Source organism: Pirellulales bacterium (genome assembly GCA_036267355.1).
Lineage (GTDB): Bacteria > Planctomycetota > Planctomycetia > Pirellulales > DATAWG01 > DATAWG01.
Window position 1 is genome coordinate 39320 of record DATAWG010000004.1, and the last position, 17367, is coordinate 56686.

General features: G+C 61.1%; 14 protein-coding genes. 3 read left to right on the forward strand and 11 right to left on the reverse strand.

Annotation, left to right across the window (positions count from 1 at the left end; all coding sequences use genetic code 11):
• The first annotated feature begins 192 nt into the window (after positions 1-192).
• Positions 193-936 (forward strand): hypothetical protein, encoded by a 744-nt coding sequence (locus tag VHX65_00865; protein HEX3997083.1) that lies wholly within the window; start codon positions 193-195, stop codon positions 934-936.
• 17 nt (positions 937-953) lie between these two features.
• Here VHX65_00865 and VHX65_00870 read toward each other — a convergent pair whose 3' ends face one another.
• Positions 954-1922, reverse strand: coding sequence for a GNAT family N-acetyltransferase (locus VHX65_00870; GenBank protein HEX3997084.1), 969 nt, complete (start codon positions 1920-1922; stop codon positions 954-956).
• Between the two features lie 33 nt (positions 1923-1955).
• The gene (locus VHX65_00875) at positions 1956-3494 is read right to left on the reverse strand and encodes a diguanylate cyclase (protein HEX3997085.1); all 1539 of its coding nucleotides are present in this window, start codon (positions 3492-3494) and stop codon (positions 1956-1958) included.
• 412 nt (positions 3495-3906) lie between these two features.
• On the opposite strand from VHX65_00875, the gene VHX65_00880 reads away from it, so the two are divergent.
• Positions 3907-4338: a PilZ domain-containing protein gene (locus VHX65_00880; GenBank protein ID HEX3997086.1), complete on the forward strand. Its 432-nt coding sequence runs from the start codon at positions 3907-3909 to the stop codon at positions 4336-4338.
• Positions 4339-4481: 143 nt separating this feature from the next.
• Here VHX65_00880 and glgC read toward each other — a convergent pair whose 3' ends face one another.
• The 5 genes from glgC to hpt form a co-directional block, all read right to left on the reverse strand.
• Positions 4482-5771 (reverse strand): glucose-1-phosphate adenylyltransferase, encoded by a 1290-nt coding sequence (glgC, locus tag VHX65_00885; GenBank protein ID HEX3997087.1) that lies wholly within the window; start codon positions 5769-5771, stop codon positions 4482-4484.
• Positions 5772-6053: 282 nt separating this feature from the next.
• A complete protein-coding gene (asnB, locus tag VHX65_00890; GenBank protein ID HEX3997088.1) occupies positions 6054-8072 on the reverse strand; it encodes an asparagine synthase (glutamine-hydrolyzing) in 2019 nt (672 codons plus the stop codon).
• A gap of 109 nt (positions 8073-8181) precedes the next feature.
• On the reverse strand, positions 8182-9297 hold the full coding sequence (locus tag VHX65_00895; protein ID HEX3997089.1) for a glycosyltransferase: 1116 nt from the start codon (positions 9295-9297) through the stop codon (positions 8182-8184).
• On the reverse strand, positions 9294-10520 hold the full coding sequence (locus VHX65_00900) for a glycosyltransferase family 4 protein (GenBank protein ID HEX3997090.1): 1227 nt from the start codon (positions 10518-10520) through the stop codon (positions 9294-9296). The genes VHX65_00895 and VHX65_00900 overlap by 4 nt, the downstream gene beginning before the upstream one ends.
• Positions 10517-11035: a hypoxanthine phosphoribosyltransferase gene (gene hpt / locus VHX65_00905; GenBank protein ID HEX3997091.1), complete on the reverse strand. Its 519-nt coding sequence runs from the start codon at positions 11033-11035 to the stop codon at positions 10517-10519. Before hpt ends, VHX65_00900 begins: the two co-directional genes overlap by 4 nt.
• A 177-nt stretch (positions 11036-11212) precedes the next feature.
• Here hpt and VHX65_00910 point away from each other — a divergent pair, with 177 nt between their 5' ends.
• A complete protein-coding gene (locus tag VHX65_00910) occupies positions 11213-11980 on the forward strand; it encodes an alpha/beta hydrolase-fold protein (GenBank protein HEX3997092.1) in 768 nt (255 codons plus the stop codon).
• Between the two features lie 106 nt (positions 11981-12086).
• Here the strand turns inward: VHX65_00910 and VHX65_00915 are convergent, their stop codons facing one another.
• The 4 genes from VHX65_00915 to VHX65_00930 form a co-directional block, all read right to left on the reverse strand.
• Positions 12087-13265, reverse strand: coding sequence for a GNAT family N-acetyltransferase (locus VHX65_00915; GenBank protein ID HEX3997093.1), 1179 nt, complete (start codon positions 13263-13265; stop codon positions 12087-12089).
• Between the two features lie 299 nt (positions 13266-13564).
• Positions 13565-14248, reverse strand: coding sequence for a metal-dependent hydrolase (locus tag VHX65_00920; GenBank protein HEX3997094.1), 684 nt, complete (start codon positions 14246-14248; stop codon positions 13565-13567).
• 127 nt (positions 14249-14375) lie between these two features.
• A complete protein-coding gene (locus VHX65_00925; protein HEX3997095.1) occupies positions 14376-15644 on the reverse strand; it encodes a hypothetical protein in 1269 nt (422 codons plus the stop codon).
• Between the two features lie 29 nt (positions 15645-15673).
• Positions 15674-16837, reverse strand: coding sequence for a hypothetical protein (locus VHX65_00930; GenBank protein HEX3997096.1), 1164 nt, complete (start codon positions 16835-16837; stop codon positions 15674-15676).
• Positions 16838-17367: the final 530 nt, after the last annotated feature.

Below are 17367 nucleotides of genomic sequence, written 5' to 3' on the forward strand. Positions count from 1 at the left end.
GCAGCGCTACATTTTATACTGAGAACTTGCAGCCACAAGTCGCCGGCGACTCGGCATGAATGGTTAGTGGGGCAATGCTCATTGCCATTCGGCCCATCAGCCGCTTTTGCCCAGATTGCTTGCTCGGAATGCGTTTTCCCGTGCGGCCGGTTCGGCTTCACGCGGCAGCTTGAGTCTGGAGGGATACAGTCTATGAATCGCTACGCCTCCGTTTCCGACGATTTCTACGTCAACATGAATCTCAGCACGGAGATGGAGTTGCCGGAAAGTCGCGAAACGGTGTTGCATTTCTTCGAGCGGATCCAAAAGAAGTATCCGTTGATGCGGAAATTCTATTGTCGCGACAAACGCGACTTCGTGCTCGAGGAAGACAAAGACCGAGGTCATTATCGTTGGGCGACGGTCGAATCGCGCCGCGTTTGTTCCGGACAGGTGAATCCTGCCTCGATCGACACGGCCATGGAGCAGCACAAGCTTGTGCTCGAGTTGGCTCCGTTCATGCTTTCGGTCAGCCCGTTGGATTGCGAAGCCCTCGATCTGCTCTTCGGGTTCGATTTCACTTACCGGGGGAACCACAATCAGCTGGTTGCGGAAGCTCTGGGCGTGAGCCCCGGATTGGAACGAATAATCGATGTCCCCGGGGCGACCGTCATCAACTACGAGCCCTCGGTCACCCTGGCTCTGGACGAAGATTGCCGAACTCAGGTTCGCTTGAGCATCGAGACGCGGACGAATGCCTATCAGGTTCGCACCGGCGAATATCCCGAAGATCAACTCAGCGTTTACGTCACGGCTCGGCAATACGGCAGCCTCGATGCCGATACGACATTCGTTCAATCGCTGGAAAACTTGGCGCAGATCTGCCGGGAAATGGTCGACAACTATGTCGTCGACCAGGTGCTGAAGCCGCTGGCGCGAACGATCGCCATGAAATAAAGTCCGGCTCGTTCGGCTCAACTCGTATTGGCGGGCTCGAGAATTCTTAGCCATGCACCACGGCGATCCCAGGCAGTAAGTCCAGCGGCTGCATAGGCGCGCAACGCCGGTGCGTTGGTGGCATCGACGGCCAGCACGAATCGATTTGCCCCGGCTTGTCCGGCGAGCCATTGGCCATGCCGCGTGATGTCGAGCCCCCAACCATGGCCGCGAGCTTCGGGAGTAAGGCCCATGTAGGCGAGTTCCCAGATTTTTTGCGGGTGTGCGACCAGGATCAGGCACCCCACGTCTTCACCGGCATGACGAACCAGAAGCCATCGTCGCGGATCGAATGGCCCGGCGCTGCGATATCCGGCCAAGACTTCCGCGGTGAGCCGGATGCCGTTTAGTTGCGGGCAATCGCGCGTGGCCAAATAGGTGCGCTCGACCATGGATTCCAGCCGCGCGCCGGCGGTGATCGACCATGGCTCGAATTGCAATTGCTCGGCCGGCGGCGCGGTCGGAAAAACTTCGGCCGAACTGACCAAATAGAGCAACTCGGCGACCTGCTGGAAACCGGCCTGTTGAAAGTCTTTGACAAGGTCGCTGGCGTGTGGTTCCAAAAGCGCTTGCACCAGCCGTGCGCCGCCGGCGGCAGCGATGCGCACCGCGGCTTCCAAAAGTTCGCGAGCCAGCGCTTCGAGCGGATGCGTTGCGAACGATGGCGGAAGCGACACGATCGGAGGGAGCAGATTGGCGACCCGGCCATCTTGCCGTTGGATCCAGACAACTCCAAACGGCGGATCTACTTCTGCGGCCTGCGTCGCACCGCGCGCTTCGAGCAAACCGGCGGCGTCGAGCCGGCCTTCCAGCAGCCCGTCCAAGATCGACTGCCACGGAGCGCGTTGCGCGTTGTCTGCCAGGGCGTCGACTATTCGGCGAATCCGCGGCCAGCGTTCTGGGGCGACCTGGGCGATGTAAAACGGCACTGCGTCGGACGGTTTCATCCCGGCAGGATAACCCGTTTCAAACGACCCGTGCTAGGCCGTCAACGCGGGAATCTGGTTCGGCACGTAGAGTTCGATCCCCTTGCCGGAGTCGAAATACGTGCCATCCCTGCCTGCGGCGGCAGAAGCCTGCACGGCAGCTTCGGCCCGTTTCATCAACGAAGCCGAGTCGTCGTTGCGGACTACTTCGGCCAAGCCGGTGCTCACGGAAATCTGCAATTCGAAATCCTTGCCCCGCAGCGGGCAGCGGGCGACGGCCGCACGCAGCCGCTCGGCGACGGCAATCGACTGGCTCAGCGGAGTGCCCGGCAGAAGCACTGCGAAGGTGTCGCTTTGATAGCGGGCGACCATGTCCATTTCTCGCATTCCGGCGGTCAGGAATTGCGAGACGGTGCGGAGCACCAATTCGGCTTGCGGGTCGGTTGGCCGATCGACGAATTTCTGCAGCGTGTTGACTTTCACCAACATCAGCGAGAGCTTGGTATCGTAGCGATTCGATTCCGCAGCGCGGCGGCGGACTTCTTCGCAGAATGATGTCCGATTCGGCAGTCCGGTTTGCACATCGGTGCGGAACGGATCGTTCGACGCGTCGAGCGCAGGCGCTTCGACGGGTTTCGCCGGGGCGGGAACCGGTTTGGGTTCCGGAGCCGGAGGGGAGGCCGGCTTGGGGCTGATCAGCGAGCTGGTCTCGCCGTCGTGCAAATAGCCCCGATTTCGGCCGGCGTTCTTCGCAGCGTAGAGCGCTTCGTCGGCCCGCTTCACCAGCTGCGCCTCGTTGTCTTTGCACAAGAATTCGGCGAGTCCGCCGCTAACGGTTACTTTGAGCGTTTTTCCCTCGAATTCGAATTGGCTATCGGCGATGCGCGAACAGATTCGCAGCACCCCGGTTTGGGCGTCGCGAATCGTCGACGTTGGCATGATGACGGCGAATTCTTCGCCGCCGTAGCGGGCCACGATATCCATTCCGCGGCAAGTTTCGCGGAGCACCCGAGCGACGCCGCGCAACACTTCGTCGCCGGCCGGGTGGCCGTGGGTGTCGTTGAATTTCTTGAAATGATCGACGTCGAGCATTAGCAAGCAGAAGGGGGTGCCGCGGCGTTGGAACTCGGCCGCGCGGCGGCCCAATTCCGCATCGAAGGCACGGCGGTTGGCCCCGCCCGTCAGAGCGTCGGTCAGCGCATCCGCCGCATGGACCTCGATCTGGTGGGCCTGCTCCTGCAGTTTCACTTCGGCCGACTTCAGTTGCTCTTGTAGCCGGCTATTGGCTTTGACGATTTCGGCGACGGAATCGATTACGACCGTTTCGATTTCGCCGCTTTCGGGCGTGTGGCTCGTCAATTCGTCACTTATTTCTTGGACGCGCGTGGAATGTTCGCCCACGTCGGCGGCAACGCGGCTGGCCAATTCGTGCAGCCGGGCCAACGCGTTCCTCGCCCGCTCGACTTCCTGGTCGGACTGCGGGCTCGGTGGGCTGTCGCCGGCGCCGCGGAGCCACCAGCCGATACCGACACCGGCCAACAGCTCAACCAGCGCCATCACCACCGCCAGCAAAATCAATGAAGTTGAAGTCAAGGGGCACCCATTTCGAAATCGGACGGGGATCGAGCCATAAGGATGAATACGGTTGTCGCCGAGAGCGCCACGCTTGCCCCTCTTGGGCCTCGGCCAATTGAAGAACAAAGTTCCCGCGAGCGGGCGGTTTGGTTCTCAAGAGAACTTAGGACATGCGTATTCAAAGTCAAATTCGCGATAGTAAGGATTTTCGCGTAGAAATTTGGCGTTTTTTGCGCCTTTTGTCCCGTCGCCGGCAACGCTGATTTGTGTCCGCGCAATAATTCATCCGCAGGGCCACGAAATAGCCCAGCAGAGGGGTGTTTCCTAGCTTTGATTCTTCGGGCCACGCTTGCAATTCCGGCCACGCGACCTATGAATTGAAGTGACAGAACTGGTTTAGCCGGCCCGCACGTTGTTGGGGTGTCAACCGATGATTAGCCCGGTTGCCGCCGAATTGACGAAGGAAACATTGGACCAGTTGACCGGGCGGGAAGGTAATCGCCGCAAGCGCGAGCGACGGCCCTACCATGTCTTGCAATGGGCGGCCCCGTGGTCCGACGGCAGCCCACCCCAGCCAGAAGCGTTCCGACAGATCCGCTGCCACGATATTTCGCGTGGCGGCATTTCGTATTTTTCAGATCGGCCGCTGCTCGACGAATTCTTGATCGTCGGCCTCGCAGCGGCTGCCGAGATGATCTATCTCAAGTGCCGGGTGGCCAACTGCGTGAGGGTCGATCAAGCGAGCGGGGCCTTTCGAGTCGGATGCGAATTCATCGAGCGCATCGAGCTTCCGCCCGCGAATCAGCCGCCCGCGAATCAGCCGGAGGCAACAACCGCAGCGAGATTGCACTCGGTTCGCTAGCCGAGTCTGCGATCGGCACACTAGCCCGCGGCGTTAGCGAGGAACTCGTTGACAGACGTGGCGATTTGCACCGCGCGTAGTTCCCGGTTTGCGCTTTCCGAGAAAGCTTGCTGCGATTCACCTTGAACGGGAATTCCGCGCCGTTAGCGCTCGGCGGATTCAAGTTCTTCGTGGAAATGCTCGGCGCCGTCGGCCTTGGCAATCACCGTCACGCCCCCTTCGCTGACCGTGAAGCCGCGAGCGCGGTCTTGTTCCGGATCGAAGCCGATTTGCGTGCCGGGAGGAATCCGCACCCACTTGTCGATGATCGCCCGGCGCACGCGCGCGTGCCTGCCGATATCCACGCCATCGAGCAGGATCGAATCTTCAACCTGCGCGAAACTGTTGATCCGCACGTTGAATCCGAGAATCGATCGCCGCACTTGCCCGCCGGAAACAATCGAACCCTGGCAAACAATGCTGTCGAGCGCTTCGCCGCGGCGGGCCCCGTCGCCTTGCTCGGCAAACACGAATTTCGGCGGCGGATAATTCGGATGATACGTGCGGATCGGCCAGCGGTCGTCGTACATATTCAACAGCGGATCGACCGAAATCAGGTCCATGCTCGCGGCGAAATAAGCGTCGAGCGTGCCCACGTCGCGCCAATAGGCGTCTTGCTTCCGGTTTTCATCGCGGAACGGAAATGCATATAGCCGATGCGAATCGATCAGCGAGGGGATGATATTATGGCCGAAATCGTGCGCGCTGCCGGGCCGCGTCGCATCGAGGCACAATTGCTCGAACAAAAAGCGTGCGTTGAAGACATACACGCCCATCGACGCCAGGCAATGCCGCGGGTCGCCGGGAATGGTTTTCGGATTGGGTTTCTTCTCTTCGAACCCGATCAACCGGCCATCGGCATCGACTTGCATCACGCCGAATTCCCGCGCCTCGTCCACTCCGACGCGCAGGGCGGCGATCGTCAGATCCGCTTCCTTTTGCTGGTGAAACTCCAACAGCGTGCGGTAGTTCATCTTGTAGATATGATCGCCGGCGAGGATCAGAACGTAAGTGGGCCGCTCCTTTTCCAACGTATAGATATTCTGATAGACGGCGTCGGCCGTGCCTTGATACCAATGCATGTCGATCCGCTGCTGCGGCGGCACGAGATCGACGAACTCACCAAGCTCGCGCGATAAAAGCGGCCGCCAGCCAAGGTTGATATGCCGATCAAGGCTCATGGCCTTGTATTGCGTCAGCACCAGCATCTTGCGCAGCCCGCTGTTGATGCAATTGGAAAGTGCGAAATCGACGATCCGATAGGCGCCGCCGAAGGGAACCGCCGGCTTGGCTCGATCGCGCGTCAGCGGTTCGAGCCGCGATCCCTTGCCCCCTGCCAACACCACGGCAAGCGTGTTGTGCATCCTCCTCATTCGATCGTCGTCGTTCAGCATCGGGTGCGGCTCCATGCATGCAAGCTGATCAGATTTCGAATACGAGCCCCACCATTCTACCGGTCAAGACTAATCGCTGGGAAGCCCGCGGATTTTGCGAAAGGACGGCGGAATCTGCATAAACAATAGGGCTTTCCGCCACACCAGCTCGAAGCGCCAGCGAGGCTCGCCGGCGTTTTGACCCGCAACCGCAACCAACGGAGCAGGCACGCTCCCTGTGCCGTCCGCGCGACACAGCGGGCGGCCCGCAGAGCGGCGCAGACGGCACACGTAGTTTGCCTGCTACACGATCGTCGGGGCATCGACCCACTGGCGATGCCATAGCTCGAGCACTAATAGCGACCAGATTCGATGGCCGTGATTGATGCGGCCCGATTGGTGCTCTTCAAGCAATTGCAAAACGGCCTCCGGGCGAAAATATCCGCGGGCCGTCGCTCGGGGATCCAACAGTGTTTGCCTGGCGAAATCTCGCAGTTTGCCGCGGAGCCAAGAATCCATCGGAACGCCGAATCCCATTTTTGGCCGCCGGCGGATCTCGGTGGGCAGCAAATCTCGAAACGCTTCGCGGAGAATTCGCTTGCTCCGCCCGAGTCGCTGTTTATACCGCACCGGCAGCGCCGCGGCCCATTCGACGAGCCGATGGTCCAGAAACGGCTGCCGGCATTCCAAACCGTGAGCCATCGAAGCAATATCGACTTTGACCAGCAAATCGCACGGCAGATAGGTCGTGAGATCGGCGAGCGAGGCCGCCGTAACCGGGTCGCGCCGGCCGGATCGCCGCCAAGCTCGCTGCAAGAATTCCGCCGGGTCGACATCCTTCAACCGCGAAAGTAAACCGTCGGTATAAAGTGCCGCGCGGCCGGCTTCGTTGAAGATTCCGATCCAATCCAAATAGCGCTGTTGCATCGGCAAATTCAGCACGGCCGAAAGCCGCCGCAAGCGCCGCACAATCGACCGCCTTCCGGGGTTGGCAGGCAATCGCCGCCAGAATTGGCTCGCCAACAGGCGACGCAATGATATGGGCAGGCGATCGAGCATTCCGGAGAGCCAGACGGCCCGATAGCGGTCGTAACCGGCGAACAGTTCGTCGCCGCCGTCGCCTGTGAGCGCGACCTTGACATCGCGGCGCGCCAACTCGGAGACATACCACGTCGGAATTGCCGAGCTATCGGCCATCGGTTCGTCGTAGTGCCAAGCCAATTTTGTCAGCAGATCGATACCGCTTGCCTCCACGCGCAGCACATGGTGCTGCGTGCCAAATCGTTCCGCCACTTGCCGGGCAAACACCGTTTCATCGAATTGCGCGTCGGCAAACCCGATCGAAAAGGTCTTGATTCTCCCGCCGCCGCTCCCGGTGATCCCGCCGTTTCCGCCGTCTCGGCCCGGCATCTCGCTTGCGGTTTCGCGCGTCGCACTTTTTTCGCCGCCGCCAGCCAATTGGCTCATCAGTCCTACGACAATCGATGAATCGACCCCGCCCGACAAGAATGCTCCGAGCGGCACATCGCTCTGCATTCGCAAACGCACCGCATCGGTCAGCAGCTCGCGCAGCTCGGCGACGCACTCGCGCCATGGCCGATCCACTTGCCGGCTGAAATCGGGCTGCCAATAAGCGTCGATTCGCATCTGGCCGTCGCGCCAGACGGCGTAGTGGCCGGGGGGCAGCTTTCGGATGCCGCGGAAAATCGTGTTCGGATGCGGAACGTATTGATAGGTGAGATATTCGTCGATCGCTTCCGGATCGACATCCCGCGGGACGCCCGGCACGGCGAGCAAACATTTCAACTCGCTCGCAAAAAGCAAGCGATCGGTTTCGAATCGATATACGAGCGGTTTCTTGCCGAGCCGATCGCGAACCAGCACCAATTGCCGCTGCCGCGAATCCCAAAGAGCGATGGCAAACATGCCCCAAAGACGCCGGGCAAAATCGGGCCCTTCGTCTTCGTAGAGATGGACGATTGTTTCCGTGTCGCCGGCGGTGCGGAAGCGGTGGCCCGATCCTTCCAGCCGCCGCCGCAGCTCACGAAAATTGTAAATTTCGCCGTTGAAAACTGCCCAAATCGTCTCGTCTTCGTTAGCGAGCGGTTGCCGGCTCCCGGCGAGATCGATGATCGAAAGCCGGCGATGCCCCAACGCGATCCCTGGCGTCGGCTCGCTGCCGCCTTCGATGCGGCACGGCCGGCAATAGCGGCCGCGATCGTCCGGCCCGCGATGCGCCACGAGCTCGATCATTTGATCCAGCGTGGCGCTATCGATCGCGGCGGATGGATTATTCCAGATGGCTCCGGCGATGCCGCACATCAGGCAGGGTGAGGGTGAGGGGCGAGGGGCGAGGAAGCTAGACGCGAAACCGCACGCGAGCTAGCAACTCAAGCGGCATCCGTGGTGCGCTTGCGGTTTCGCGCGTCCATCAGCAATCGAGCAATTCACCATACAACGCGGCGTGACGCTCCACCATCCGTTCCACGGTGAACTCGCTGAGCATTCTCGCTCTGCCGGCTGCTCCGAATCGCCGAGCCAATTCGGCGTCTTCCAGAATTGGCAGGGTGTGCCTCGCGAAGGCGTTACGCGAGCTGGGCCGAACCAAAAAACCCGTCTGGCCCGGCACCACCAATTCTCGGTTCGCCGGAATATCGCAGGCCACGACGGGCACGCCAGCCGCCATTGCTTCCATGATGGCATTCGATTGTCCTTCGTAGCCGCTCGCCAGCCAAAACACTTCGGCGTGGGCCATCAAGCGGGCGACATCCAGCCGTGTGCCAAGAAACCGCACGCGGTCTTCCACTCCCGTCAGCCGCGCATACCGCTCAAGCGCCGATCGCAATGGCCCGTCGCCGATGACGAGCAGATACACATTGTCAAAAAGCTTGCTCAACTGATGCATTCCCCAGATCAGTTCTTTGACCCGTTTCTGCGGCGAGAGTCGGCCAACCGTTGCGATCAGCCTCAATCCCGCGGGCAAATTCAACTCCGCGAGCAAATCGGCGTGGCCCGGCGAGCGGGGTTCGGCGCCCTGCTCCGCAGGCGGTATCCCGTTGGCGATTACGACGAATTTATCGGCAGCGATTCCGCGCGAAACATAAAAATCGCGGACCGCCGAGCTATTGGCGACAATGCGATCGGTCGACGCGGCCAAGCGGCGATCGATCGCCAATTCGTGCCACATCTTCCACCGATCGACGCATCGCTCGCTTGCCGCCAGCCGCCGCACGCCCGCTTGCCGAGCCGCCGTTCGGCCATAGCAATTCGCGGCGAAGAGCCACGTGTGAACCAGATCGGGCCGCAACCGCGCGATGTGCCGTTTCAGCCGCCACCAAGCTCCCGGATCGACCTTCCAACGCTTGTGCAAAACAGTCACTGGAATATCTGCCTTGGCCAGCGATTCTTCGAACGGTCCGCCGCGAGTCAAAGCACAGACATGCACGTCGAACCGATCGCGCGGCAAATGGCTAGCCAACAGCGTCAACTGCTTTTCCGAGCCGTGCGGATCGAGCGTCGGAATGATGTGCAAAATGCGTTTGCTCACGGTTGGCCCGCTCCCAACAATCGTTCGAATAAGGCCAGATGGCTGTGGACCATGCGATCGAGCGAAAAGTGCTCCTCGACGCGCCGCCGTGCGACCGTCCCGAATTCCGCGGCCCGAGCCGGCTCCGCAAACATCTTCTCGATGGCCGCCGCTAGAGCCGTTGTATCGCCAGGCGAAACCAGTAGCCCTTCGACGCCGTCGCGAATCGCTTGAGCATTACCCGGAATATCGCTGGCCACGACCGGCAAGCCGGCCGCCATCGCTTCCAACAGCGCATGCGACAACCCCTCCGACTCCGACGGCAAGACGAAAAGATCCGCCGCGGCCAAAACATCTTCGACATTATCGAACGCGCCGGGAAGCACGACCCGACCCGACAGCCCGAGCGCATCGATCTGGCCAACAAGCGCCGCATGCTCGATCCCCTCGCCGACCAGCCAAAGCCGTGTGTCGGCCTGTCGTGCGGCGACCTGCGCCCAAGCGGAAATCAAATTGGCCAAACCTTTCCCAGGATGCAGGCGGCCAAGGTAAACGGCCAAACGCGTGTCCGGCCCAAGCGACATCGCCGCGTTCGCAGTTCCGATCGTCGATCGGGCTTGCCGGCGACGGATCGGGCTCGCTCGCACTCCAATCCGCACACCGCTCGGAATCAGCTTCACGATCGACGACGAGAACCCCGCGGCCAAGAGTTCATCGCGAATCGCTGCCGAGGGGGCCACAACAGCCGCCGCCCGATGCACTTCGCGTCGAATTCGCATGCCGCAGCGACCGGTGGTGTGCCAATGGCAGTCGCCCCTTTCGCCGCCGCCGCTGGCTCGCAACACGACCGGGAACCCCATCCGGCGTCCGGTTCGAACCGCGACGTACGCATCGTGCTTCAATTGCGAAACGTAGGCCAGGTCGAACTCGCCGCGATGACCGCGGAGCCAAGCGGCCAACTCGCGCATGTATCGCAGCGTGCCCCAGATTCGCAGCGGCGGATGCAGGAGCCGTGCGACGGGAACTCCGCAGTGGCTAAACGTGGCGGGCCAGTTCGATTGCCACCGTGCGGTGACGATGGTCGCACGCGCTCCCCGTGCGACGAGCGCCGCCGAGAGATTCGCCACCATCGTCTCGGCTCCGCCCACCAAGGGCCAAAATCGCCGCGTGATGAACACCACTCGTGGCGAGATGGCCGCGCTGGCACGTCGATCCCCGGCCGCTGATCCCTGGCCGCTGCTCACGCGTCGCCATCCTCCATGATGGCAACATACGGCAAATTCCGAAATGCATCGCGATAATCCAGCCCGTAGCCGACGACGAATTGATTCGGAATTTCGAACCCCACGTGGTCCGGTTCCATCGACACCGCCTTGCGGCCATGCTTCCGCAGCAACACGGCCGTGCGCACGCTCTCAGGCCCCACTTGCCGCAATTGTTCGACCAATGCCGAAAGTGTGTTGCCGGTGTCGAAAATATCGTCAACCAGGAGCACATGCCGGCCGCCAATCTCGGGCAACATCGTAAGGTCGATTTTCAGCGGCCCGGGCTCCGAACCGCTCACGCGATAACTGCTGGCCTGCACCAGTCCGACTTGCAACGAAATGTCGAGCCGGCGAATCAAATCGGCCAACAGCACGATACTGCCGTTGAGCACGCCTAAGATTGTCAGCGGCTTGCCAGCGTAAACCAGCAGAATTTCATCCGCCAGCCGGCCAACGCCTTCGTCGATCTGTTCGGCACTAAGCAATTTTCGCATGGCAGGGTGCGCCGGCGGGTCGATTTCAGTCAACAATTGCCCGAGCATTTCTTGCATTACTCACGGTCGTCCAATTCTAAATAGTGGACATTGAGGCCGATAGTCCGTAAGACAAGGATTGGCCGAACAGGCCGGCGGAGCTTCCGCGAATCGCTGCCCCAGCTCACCAGAACACCTATGACAACATCCGACGGCACATGGACGCAAATCGAGCTGCGGGGCCACGCATGTGATGTCTATGAGCCGCCGCGGTTTGTTTCCACGCCGCAAGCCGAGCGGCGGGGAGCGGTGATCTATCTGCATGGCGTTCGGCTGGCGCGGCTGGCCGATTATCCGGTGTTTACCGAAGAATTCGCTCGACATAACTTGGCAGTGCTCGCGCCCCACAGCGGGCCGAGCTGGTGGACCGATCGAATCACGCCGGGCTTCGATCTGCAAATTACGCCGGTCCGGCAGGTGCTCGATCAGGTGCTCCCTTATGCGGCGGAGCGATGGGGGATTCGGCCCCCGCAGCTCGCACTTTTGGGCACAAGCATGGGAGGCCAGGGGGCGCTGCGGCTGGCCTTCAAGAATGCCGACAAGTTCCCAGTCGTTGCCGCGATCTCTCCAGCGATCGACTACCAGATCCGCTGGCGCGAGGGTGATCCAGTGCTGCGGCAACTGTACGACGATGCCGAGACCGCTCGGCAAGATACGGCAACGCTGCACGTTCATCCCTTGCACTGGCCACGGCATCTCTGGTTTTGCTGCGACCCGGCCGACGCGCGATGGCACGATAGCGCCGACCGGCTGCGGATGAAACTCGCGGCACTGGGAATTCCACACGAAACCGATCTGTCCACGAGCGCCGGCGGCCACGGCTGGGAATACTACCAGCATATGGCCCCCCGGGCCGTTGCGTTTTTGGCTGATAGCCTGGATCGCGAACGCCGCCGCGTCAATTAAGGCTTGGCCGAAAAATAATTTCTCCCACAAGCCCGGAGCCCGCATTGCAAGCAAAGATGGTTCGGATTCCCGCTTGCCAGCGATGCGGGCTCCGATGATGGCACTTTCACACGCCCGCGATGTCGCGATCAAAAATGCGATAGGTTTTGTATTTTCGCCCGCCGACGGCTTCGATCGTGCGATTCACCAAGGCGTTGTCTTCGAGTGTCCAGCTTAGCTCGGCCCCGGTGTAGCCCAGTGAGCGGCCCTGGTCGAACGTGCGCAAGATCAAGAGTTCGGCGACGCCGCGGCGGCGATATCCCTCAATGACCCCCAGGGCAAGCAGCCGGCATGTCTTGATCCGCTTCAGTCCGCGCAGCAGCTTCCACAACCCAATCGGCAATCCATAATGGAACAGGCGGCCATCGATGTCCCGCAGCGCTTCGTTGATATCCGGCAATGAAAGCGAAAATCCCACCGGCCGCCCTTCCACCTCCGAGAACAGCATCAACTCCGGCTTGGCGAAGCGAACCAACTCGCGGGCCATATACTGAAACTCGGCTTCCGTCATCGGCACGCCGCCCCAATTGTCTTTCCAGGCCTCGTTGAAGATCGTCCGCAACCGCTGCAATTCCGCCGGCAGGTCGTCGCGCCGCAACGGCCGAACGCTGACGCCGCCGCGGGCCGCGACCCGCTCGACCCGCGCCCGCCAACCCGCATCAATTTCGTTGTCCACGCGGTCGAACCACCATGCGAAGAGATCTTCGGCCTTCGTCAGTCCGCACGATTCGAGCAGTCCGCGATAATAGGCCGGATTGTGGTTCATCATCAGCCGTGGCGGCGTATCGAATCCGTCGATCAACAGGCCGCACTCATAGTTTGTCGAGTAGTTGATGGGGCCCATGATTCGCGTCCGGCCGCGGGCGGCTAGCCACGCGGCCGCCGCATCCAGAAGCGCATGCGCGACGTGGGGATCATCGGCTGATTCGAACATGCCGAAGCAGCCAACATTGTCTGCGTGCTTGGCGTTGTAAAGGGGATCGTCGCTTACGAGAATTCGCCCGACCGGTTCGCTACCGCGCCAAGCCAACAGTTTTGTCGCGGCGCCGTGGAGGTAGAAGGGATGCTTGCGCGGATCGAGAAATTCTTTCCGCTCGATCCGAAGCGGCGGCACCCAACAAGCGTCGGCCGCGTAAATTCGTGCCGGCAATGCGAGAAACTGGCGTCGATCCCGCCGGGAATTGGCCGGCCGCACGACAATCGTTCGGCCAAGCCTTTGAGGGCGTTGGACGGTCTCAATACTCACGTCCATGCACCTCATAAAACGGCCGGCCTTGTGCCAGCCAGAAAGAACCTCTTCATTGAACCATACGAAGTTCCTCCGCCGAAGGCAACAGACCAGGGTCCGTCAGATCATTCACGTGTGCCACTGGCAATCGCAGTCTGCCAGTGCGGCGCCGCGAGACGACCGTCACACTACCAGGGAGGGCCAAACCTAATCACACGTCCGGACGGCGACGATCGATACACAGTCGAGCGTCCCGCGGCGGTTCTCATTGGCAGACTTCGCTTGCCAGTGGCACACCCTGGTAGAGACCAACTTGATTAGACCGTAAAATTCCCGCCAGGTTCGACGGCGTGCGGGATCGATTGCGTATGGCCGCGGACGCGCTCGGCCCATTGCTGGGCGTCCTGTTTGATCACCGGCCAAGTGTTGTAATGACTGGGCGCGACGTGTCGCGGATTCAATAGCTTGACGGCTTCCAGCGAGTCGTCAGGGCCCATCGTGAACAAATCGCCGATCGGCAGCACCGCCAAATCCAAGCCTGCGGCCCCGATCATCTTCATGTCGGAAAAGAGGGCCGTGTCGCCGGCGAAATAAAGCCGCTGGTCGCCCACGGTCAGAACATATCCGCCGGGAGTGCCCCCAGGAGTGCCGTCCGGCAACACCGAACTGTGATGGGCGATCGTCATCTTTGCCCGGCCAAACGGCATCGGCATCGATCCGCCGATATTCATCGGTAGCGTTTTGGACACGCCCTGGTTGCCAAGCCACTGGCAGATTTCGAAATTCGCGACCACGGCGGCGCCGGTGCGTTTGGCGATTTTCACCGCGTCGTTCATGTGATCGAAATGGCCGTGGGTGAGAAAAATAAATTCCGCCTCGACATCACCGGATTTCGCCGCGGCGGCCGGATTGTCGTCGAGATACGGATCGACGAGAAAGCGATGATTGCCGGCCGCGACCGACCACGTGGCATGCCCGAGCCAAGTCAATTCGATGGCCATGGATGATCTCCTGTCGAGAACTGTTTCGCGCGTGTGCTCAATCCAATCGTTTTATACGCCGCGCCGGACAGACGACCCTAGGGGCGCCGTCCGCCAAGTTTTTGGAATTCGGTCTCGCCGCAGCACATCAATCGATCTTTTCCGCGGCAGAACTCACACCCAGCCGGCGGCGAATTTCCGCGGCAAGCAGCATCATCTGGAGCAACTGACCCAACGAGCTTTCCTCGTGCGAGGGGAGGTGAATCACGCCACACCTCGTGAGCCATCCGCCGTCGGGCTTTTGAGGACTTTCCGGAACCAAAAGCCGGTCGCGGCGAAGCGCATCTACGATAATCTGGGTGGCGAACCCTCCTCGTAATGGATCGCCATGGTATTGCAACTCATGTTCCAATTGCCTGCCGCGTTGCAACTGGGATTCGGTGCACCACGTTGCCGTTGCTGCCAAGGCGCTACTTTGGGCCACGATCCCGCCGCCGACCGAGCTGTCCCAGCGCTCAGCCACATGCGATACAGCGGCGAAATCGAGCGCCGGATTATCGCCGGGCGGCGCGGTACGAAATTGTTCGCCGATCATCGCGGCCCCTTTGAGCAACGCCACGATATCGATGCCCATCGCGGCCGCTGGCACCAGCCCGGGAGCCATCAACACCGACGCTGGCGCCATCAAAGCGGTAGGCGGCGAAAACCGGTCGTGGCATCCGATGGCAGCGACCAATTCTACCACGCTGCTTTGGGCCACCGCGATCGGAACCAGTAATTCGGCCGCGGCTTCGCGATCGCCGCCGCAAGAGCGCTCTAGCGCCGCGAGCAAGCACGGTAGTGCCGTGGGAGCGTCTGGCTTGGCGGTTCCATTGCCGTCGCAATCGATCGCGATCAGCGCCCAGCGTTCTTCAACCGTGGTGGCGCGTCGCGTGTGGCACAGCAAATCGAGCAGTGCCTGCAAAGCATCGTTGTCGAAGTCACTCCTATTGGGGCCGCCGCCGACAAAATAAATCCGTGGTCGGCCGCCGCGGTCGCCGCGCGAAAGTTCGTTGTGATAAGGATGGCAAGCGGCGGCGAACAATGCTCGCACACCCAAGAGACTGCCGTGTGCCGAAAGAATGACGACGCGATCGACCGCCTCGCGCAGCCGCTTGCCGAGAGCGAGCATTCTGCCAAGCTCACTTTCGCGCCGCGACCGCTGATAATCGGCGAGCATCCGTTGCGGCGAATCGACCAAAGACAAATTCTCGCCGGGCTGACCTTCCAAGTCGCCGAACAATTCGCTGCGCGCCGCCTCGAATCGATCGTGGACCGCGATCACTTCCGTGCGGCTAATCGCTGTGAACGGAACGAAGCGTCGCGCCGGATCATATCGCAACGGTGCGAATCGTGGACCGAATCGGTTGGATGTCATCCCGGCAATCCGACGTTACGAATTTCGATTCAGGCGACGATAGGCGCGTGCGCGAGCAGCCAGTCTTCCAGCACGATTTGTCGAATGAGCGGCGCCCGCAGCAGCGCACTGCGCTGCGGCAGCAGCCGGGCGAGCCAAGGCCGGCGCACCGCGCGCGACATCGCCCGCATCCCGAGCCCCGAAATAGAGCGATCCGCCAACAGCCCGCGCACATTCTCGCTGACGCGCGTGAACGTGGCCGGCCCCAGGTTCGGCTCCGGTCCGACGTGCACGACCACTTCGACGCCCTGCGCCAGCGTCTCATAGACCGCGTCCCAAAGCCGTTGCGGATGGTCGATCCATTCGGCCATGAGTTGCCGGCAGTTGGCGTCGTCGTAGCTGAACTTACCGGTGACCAGCGAAAGAACCGGCGGCATCGGCGCCTTCATCCCGGCATGGATCGTGTGCATCATCACCGCGGCGCGGTTCGGGATATTCCGCTGCCAGACGATCGGCGTGTGCAACGGCGGCCAGAGATGATCGTTCTTTCGCAAATGCAATCGTTGCGGCAACCACTCCGGCATCAACTCGGCAAATCGATCGATCGTTTTGCCTTGGCCATGCAAAAGCAGCGAATTCGGCGACAAAAAAGCTGAGATGCCGATCACGCCTTGGCCCGCCTGGTTGATCCGCAAGCATAAGCGTTCGACCGCATGGCCATCGACGGCGGGGCCGCGCGAAAAGAGCACTCCCAAGGTCGTGCCCGCCGCCAGCTCGACGCAATCGGCCGACACTGCCAATGGCACGCGCAGGGCGTCGGCTAGATTCATCGCTCCGCCGGCCACCAGGGCCGAGATCTCACCCAGGCTGTAGCCATAGCCCATCCGGGCCTGCGAATAATCGATACCAAAAAAATCTCGCAGCAGGCGGATTTGCGCCAATTCCATGGCGACGATCAGCGACACCGCCTCGGCATAACAATTCAAATCGGTCGCTTCGCGCCGACGAACGCGGCCTACCAAATCGACCCCTCGACCAATCGAATCGGCGCAGATCTCGCCGGCTTCCTTGAGAAAAGCTTCGACAACCGGGCCATACGCGGCTTGAGCCAGAAGTTCGTCGCTGCGGCCGAGATTTGTCGTGTTGTAGCCGCGGAAGAAGAACGCCGTCGTCCCGAGCCGCCATTTCTCGTAGGAATTCTCGCTAACGCTCATGGTGGACCAAGCATCCGATCGATTGCACAGTCGCGAAAGTATGGAATTCACCGGATTCGGCCATGCCGACCGGCTTCCCAGCCGTGTCGCTAGTTTTTATAGTAATTGAAGCGATAGGAAGAATGAACAACCGTGCATGCGATCGGTCCTTGGCTCGATCGGCGTAAGGCTCGGCCGAAAAATAACTTCACCACAGCCTCCTCTCCCTTGCGGGAGAGGGCAGCATGGGAGGTTCAAAAAACGGACGTTATTTTTCGGCCGAGCGTAAGCTCATGCATGACGACGGCTCAGCGCGGGAGCGCGACCGCGCGTCGAACACTGATTTTCCGGCCCATGCCCATTTTTGCAATTGGCACGGCACGACCCGTTGCCACACTCGTCTGGACAAACTATGACCGATCCGAATTCCGCCGACCATTGGAATCTTTTGGCTGCCGAAATTGGTGCGAAACCTGCCACCGAAGTGCCGCAGCAAACGCCGCCGCACCCAGCACCGCCACTGCAAGCGCCGCCACTGCAAGCACCGCCGC

Coding starts and splice junctions, on each gene's coding strand:
- hpt (HEX3997091.1), bottom strand. CDS start 11,035: ATGCGAAAATTGCTTAGTGCCGAACAGATCGACGAAGGCGTTGGCCGG.
- asnB (HEX3997088.1), bottom strand. CDS start 8,072: ATGTGCGGCATCGCCGGAGCCATCTGGAATAATCCATCCGCCGCGATC.
- VHX65_00925 (HEX3997095.1), bottom strand. CDS start 15,644: ATGACATCCAACCGATTCGGTCCACGATTCGCACCGTTGCGATATGAT.
- VHX65_00880 (HEX3997086.1), top strand. CDS start 3,907: ATGATTAGCCCGGTTGCCGCCGAATTGACGAAGGAAACATTGGACCAG.
- VHX65_00865 (HEX3997083.1), top strand. CDS start 193: ATGAATCGCTACGCCTCCGTTTCCGACGATTTCTACGTCAACATGAAT.
- VHX65_00930 (HEX3997096.1), bottom strand. CDS start 16,837: ATGAGCGTTAGCGAGAATTCCTACGAGAAATGGCGGCTCGGGACGACG.
- glgC (HEX3997087.1), bottom strand. CDS start 5,771: ATGCTGAACGACGACGATCGAATGAGGAGGATGCACAACACGCTTGCC.
- VHX65_00870 (HEX3997084.1), bottom strand. CDS start 1,922: ATGAAACCGTCCGACGCAGTGCCGTTTTACATCGCCCAGGTCGCCCCA.
- VHX65_00920 (HEX3997094.1), bottom strand. CDS start 14,248: ATGGCCATCGAATTGACTTGGCTCGGGCATGCCACGTGGTCGGTCGCG.
- VHX65_00910 (HEX3997092.1), top strand. CDS start 11,213: ATGACAACATCCGACGGCACATGGACGCAAATCGAGCTGCGGGGCCAC.